Source organism: Roseiarcus sp., from assembly GCF_052145395.1.
In the GTDB taxonomy this organism is placed as follows: domain Bacteria; phylum Pseudomonadota; class Alphaproteobacteria; order Rhizobiales; family Beijerinckiaceae; genus Roseiarcus.
The window spans coordinates 1-4,660 of the sequence record NZ_JBKQOT010000252.1 but is presented as its reverse complement, the minus strand read 5'-3'; the positions used below and the strand labels follow the sequence as shown (position 1 = coordinate 4,660).

4 protein-coding genes are annotated in these 4,660 nt (G+C 68.2%); all 4 read left to right on the top strand.

Going from position 1 to position 4,660, the window contains the following annotated elements:
- The first annotated feature begins 233 nt into the window (after positions 1-233).
- Genes cpaB through ACLP25_RS08555 form a run of 4 tightly spaced genes read left to right on the top strand, consistent with a single transcriptional unit; the run spans position 234 to position 4,604 of the window.
- Positions 234-1,046, top strand: coding sequence for a Flp pilus assembly protein CpaB (gene cpaB, locus ACLP25_RS08570; RefSeq protein ID WP_442468784.1), 813 nt, complete (start codon positions 234-236; stop codon positions 1,044-1,046).
- A complete protein-coding gene (locus ACLP25_RS08565) occupies positions 1,043-2,530 on the top strand; it encodes a type II and III secretion system protein family protein (RefSeq protein WP_442468783.1) in 1,488 nt (495 codons plus the stop codon). Before cpaB ends, ACLP25_RS08565 begins: the two co-directional genes overlap by 4 nt.
- Before the next feature lie 50 nt (positions 2,531-2,580).
- Entirely contained in the window at positions 2,581-3,363 is a 783-nt protein-coding gene (locus tag ACLP25_RS08560) for a CpaD family pilus assembly protein (RefSeq protein ID WP_442468782.1), read from the top strand.
- Entirely contained in the window at positions 3,360-4,604 is a 1,245-nt protein-coding gene (locus ACLP25_RS08555; protein ID WP_442468781.1) for an AAA family ATPase, read from the top strand. The genes ACLP25_RS08560 and ACLP25_RS08555 overlap by 4 nt, the downstream gene beginning before the upstream one ends.
- Positions 4,605-4,660: the final 56 nt, after the last annotated feature.

Here is a 4,660-nt window from a genome sequence, read left to right as displayed (position 1 = left end):
TTGGCTCGCGGCGCTCACGTGAGCGCAGGCGTTGTGTTGGCCTGCCTCCGGCCTTCGGAACGGATTATGCAAAGCTTGCCGCAAGCTTACGCTTTTCGCAACGGAATGACGGCACCAAACTATATTTTGTCCCTACTACATAATTCGTGAAAGATACATTTTATTAACCCAGTTTTGACCTTTTCGAGTTTGAGTGACTTGTGAAGAACAGGGGTTGGCGGGGTCAGCGTCTCATGAACCGAAGGCTCGTCATTGTCGTCGCCGTCGCGATCGCGGCGTTCGGGGCCGCCTACGCGCTCCTGGCGGGCGGCCCGAGCGCGCGACCCGCCCCTCCCGTCGCAGAGGCGCAGCCAAAGCTCGACCTCGACCAGGTTCTCGTTGCTGGTCAGGACCTGCCAATGGGCGCAGTCGTCGCCGAAGGTGCGCTTGTCTGGCAGACTTGGCCGAAGGCGGCGGTTTCCGAGCTGATGATCGCCAAGTCCGGCGAGAGCGATGCGGCCGGCGAGTTGAAGGGGTCGATGACCCGGGTCGCGTTCCTGCGCGGCGAGCCGATCCGGCGCGACAAGCTGGTCAAGGCCGGGGCCGGCGGCTTCATGTCCGCCATCCTGCCCAGCGGCAAGCGGGCCGTGGCGATCAAGATCGACAAAGGCGGCGACACCTCGGCCGGCAGCTTCATTCTGCCGAACGACCGGGTGGACGTGGTGCGGCTCGCGCGCGACGACGAGGCGACCAAGGCGCGCGGCGTCGAGGTCATCGTCGCTCAAACCATCCTCGCCAACGTCCGAGTGCTGGCGATCGGCCAGAACGTCGAGGAGCAGAACGGCAAAAAGGTCGTCACCGGCGCCAACGCGACCCTCGAGCTCGATCCGGATCAGGTGAACCTGATCGTTCTCGCCCAGCATGCGGGCAACGCCAACCTGCATCTGGCGCTGCGCAGTCTCGCGGACAGGGGCGGCCCGGCGGAGACCCTCGCCGACAGCGCCGGCGCCAGCAGGGCCGGCCTGACGGTCATCCGCTTCGGGGCCGCCCAGCAGGCGACCCGATGACCCGGCGCGCGTTCGTTTTCCGCGCGGCGATCGCGCTCGGCCTCGCAGCGGCCCTTGGCGGGTCTGCCGCAACCTGCAGCGCGGCCGACCCCGATGCGACGCCCGCGGCGCGAAGCCGGAGCGGCGGCCTCGCCCAGAACCTGCAGCTCGGCGTCGGCAAGTCGGTCATCGTGGACCTGCCGGAGGAAGCCGCCGAGATCTACGTCGGCGATCCGCGCATCGCCAACGCCGTCGTCCGAACGGCGCGGCGGATCTACGTTTCGGCCACCGCCAACGGGCAAACGACGATCTTCGCCTTGACCGGGGATGGGCGGAAGATCGCAGTCATCGACGTCTCGGTCGGGCGCGACGTCGGCGCACTGGCTCGCCTGTTCGAGGTGGCCCTCCCGGGAAACGACATCCATGTTCGCACAGTCGCCGATTCAATCATCCTCACCGGCTCGGTCGCCTCAGCCGGCGACGCGCAAAAGGCGATGGACATTGCCTCCGGCTTCGTCACCGACACCGCCGGCTCCTTCTCGATCGGCGCGAGCGGCATCTCGGCCTCGGGTGGGACGGCCGGAAAGGTCATCAATTCGCTGACGATCCGCGGCCTCGACCAAGTGACGCTGCGCGTGACGGTCGCCGAAATCCGCCGCGAGATCGCCAAGCAGCTCGGCGTCACCATGAGCGGCAGCGGACCAAACGGCAGCCTCAAGCTCGACAATCCGTTCGCGATCAACGGCGCGCTCTCCGCCACTGCGGCCACGCTGAACTGGGCCACGGGCGACAGCACCTTCAGCGCCACGTTGCAGGCTTTCGAGCGGCAGGGCGTCGCCCATACGCTGGCGGAACCGAACGTGACAGCGGTCTCGGGCGAAAGCGCCAAGTTCATGGCCGGCGGCACGATCCCGATCGCCCAAAGCGAATCCTGCGGGAGCAACAACAACAATGCCAATACCTGCACGATCGGCTTCATCCAACAGCCCTACGGCGTGACCCTCAACTTTACACCCGTCGTCCTGTCAGCGGGCCGCATCCAGTTGCGAATCGCGACCGAGGTCACCGACGTCGACTATGCGACGCAGGTTACGATCCCCGCCGGCAACAACGCCAACATCACCATCCCCGGATTCCGCACCCGCAATAACGTCACCACGGTCGAGCTGCCGTCAGGCGGGTCGATCGCTACCGCGGGCCTGATCGGGACGCAGACCCAGCAAGCCATCAACGGCGTCCCGGCGCTGATGAACCTGCCGATCCTCGGGGCGCTGTTCCGCTCGCGCGACTATCAGCGCAACGAGACGGAGCTCAAGATCGTGGTGACGCCCTACATCGTCCACGCGATCGACCCAAGCCAGGTTGTTAAGCCGGATCAGAACTTCCAGGACGCCAGCGATCCGCAGGCCTGGCTTCTCGGCCGCGTCAACCGCCTCTACTCCACCGCCGGCGCGCTGCAGCCGTTGCCGGGCTACGCCGGCAAGATCGGCTTCATCACCCAATGAACACGGGGCTCGCCATGCGCGGACCGGGACGAGAGCAAGGAGCGAGCTGCGTGGGATTCCGCGGCGGAGCCTTCGGCGCGTGGGTTCGCCGAATGCGCGCGCCGGCCGCCTTATGCGGTCATGGGCGGGCCGCCGGCCTCCTCAAGCGAATCCTCAGCGCCGCTCTCGCCCTGTCGGGCGCCGCGGCGCTGGCGGGCTGCGCAGCCCAGTACGCCTCGTCCGATCCCGTCTTTCCAGGCGACTTCGAAGCGCGCCACCCGATCGCGCTCGCGTCCGGGCCGACGACGGTTGACGTCTGGCCGAGCGGGGGGGCGCTCGATTCCCGCACGGTCGCGAACCTTAAGGCCTTCGCCGCGCGCTATCGTGATTTCGGCTCGGGCGAGATCGTCATTCTCACGCCCGCGACGGCGCGCCCGGAACCCCGGGCCGTCGCCGCCGTCCGGCGCGTGCTCGCGGCCGCCGGCGGTTCGGAACGGATCGGCGTCTCGTCCTACGCGCCGCTCCCGGGCGACAGCGCGCCGCCGATCCGCGTCGCCTTCATGGGCCTTAAAGCCAAGGTCGCGACGCCTTGTGGAAGCTGGCCGGAGGACCTCGCCTCGGGCTCGTCGCTCGAGAGCTGGAAGAACGAGCCCTACGCCAATTTCGGCTGCGCCTCGCAGGCGGTCCTGGCCGCCCAGGTCGATGACCCGCGCGACTTCGTCGAGCCGCGGGCGCTCGGACCTTCCGACGTCGCGATGCGCATGCGGGCGATCCAGGACGTCCGCAAGGGCCAGGATCCCGGCACGACCTGGTCGACTGACCTCACCCCGATCGGCGGGGGCAGCTCACCATGAGTCTCGCGAGCCCCCGTCCGGCCGTCGTTCAGATCGATCCGGTTCCGCGCGTCTCGATCCAGGCCTTCTGCGAGACGGTCGAGGCCTCCGCCGTGGTCGCCGCGGCCGCGGGGGACCGGCGGATGGCCAAGGCCCAGGTGAAACAGACCATGGGCGGCGCCGCGGCGGCGCTCGAGGCGTTTCGCAACGCCGCCACGCCCAACGTCATCGTCCTTGAGGCGCCGGCGGACCGGGCTGCGCTGATCGGCCACCTCGACGAACTCGCGCAGAACTGCGATTCCGGCACCAAGCTCGTCGTCCTCGGCCGCGCCAACGACGTCTCGCTCTACCGCCAGCTGATAGCGCGCGGCGTCAGCGAGTATCTGGTCCCCCCGTTCGAAGTCGTAGACTTCGTGCAGGCGATCTCTCAGCTCTTCCGCGCACCCGGCGCCAAGCCGCTCGGCCGGGTGGTCGCGGTGGTTGGCGCCAAGGGCGGGGTCGGCGCCTCGACGGTCGCGCATAACCTCGCCTGGTCGCTCGCGTCGGTCTCCGAGAAGGCGACGATCGTCGCGGATTTCGACCTCGCCTTCGGGACGGCCGGGCTCGACTACAACCAGGACCCGCCGCAGAGCGTCGCCGACGCGGTGTTCGCGCCCGAGCGCGTCGACACGGTCCTGGTCGACCGCCTGCTCGCCAAATGCGGCGACAATCTCAGCCTCTTGGCGGCGCCGGCGACCCTCGATCGCACGCTCGACTTTACCGAAACCGCCTTCGACACGCTCATCGATGCGATGCGCGCCTCCACGCCCTGGATCGTCGTCGATCTACCGCACCTTTGGAGCGGCTGGGCGCGCCGGACGCTGATCGCCTCCGACGACGTGGTTTTGGTCGCCAGTCCGGATCTCGCAAACCTGCGCAACGCCAAGAATCTGATCGACGCGCTCAAGGGCGCGCGCCCCAACGATCATCCGCCGCGGCTGGTGCTCAACGGCACCGGCATGCTGCGGCGGCCGGAGATCGCCGCGGCGGAGTTCGCCAAGACGGTGGAATTGAAGCCCATCGCGGTCATACCGCACGACGCCAAGCTGTTCGGCGCCGCCGCCAACAACGGCCAGATGATCGCGGAGATCGAACCGAGGGGGAAGGTCGCGCAGATCTTCGACGAACTCGCCTCGACGGTCGCCGGATGGGCGGAGCCGGCGCGATCCAGGAAAGGTCTTCTCGATCCGCTGATGACGGCGCTCGCCTGGGCGCGGGGTTGATGGCGTAACGCGGCGGCCAGGGAGAAGGGTTTCGAGCATGTTCGGCAAGCGCGCCA

Coding starts and splice junctions, on each gene's coding strand:
- cpaB (WP_442468784.1), top strand. CDS start 234: ATGAACCGAAGGCTCGTCATTGTCGTCGCCGTCGCGATCGCGGCGTTC.
- ACLP25_RS08555 (WP_442468781.1), top strand. CDS start 3,360: ATGAGTCTCGCGAGCCCCCGTCCGGCCGTCGTTCAGATCGATCCGGTT.
- ACLP25_RS08565 (WP_442468783.1), top strand. CDS start 1,043: ATGACCCGGCGCGCGTTCGTTTTCCGCGCGGCGATCGCGCTCGGCCTC.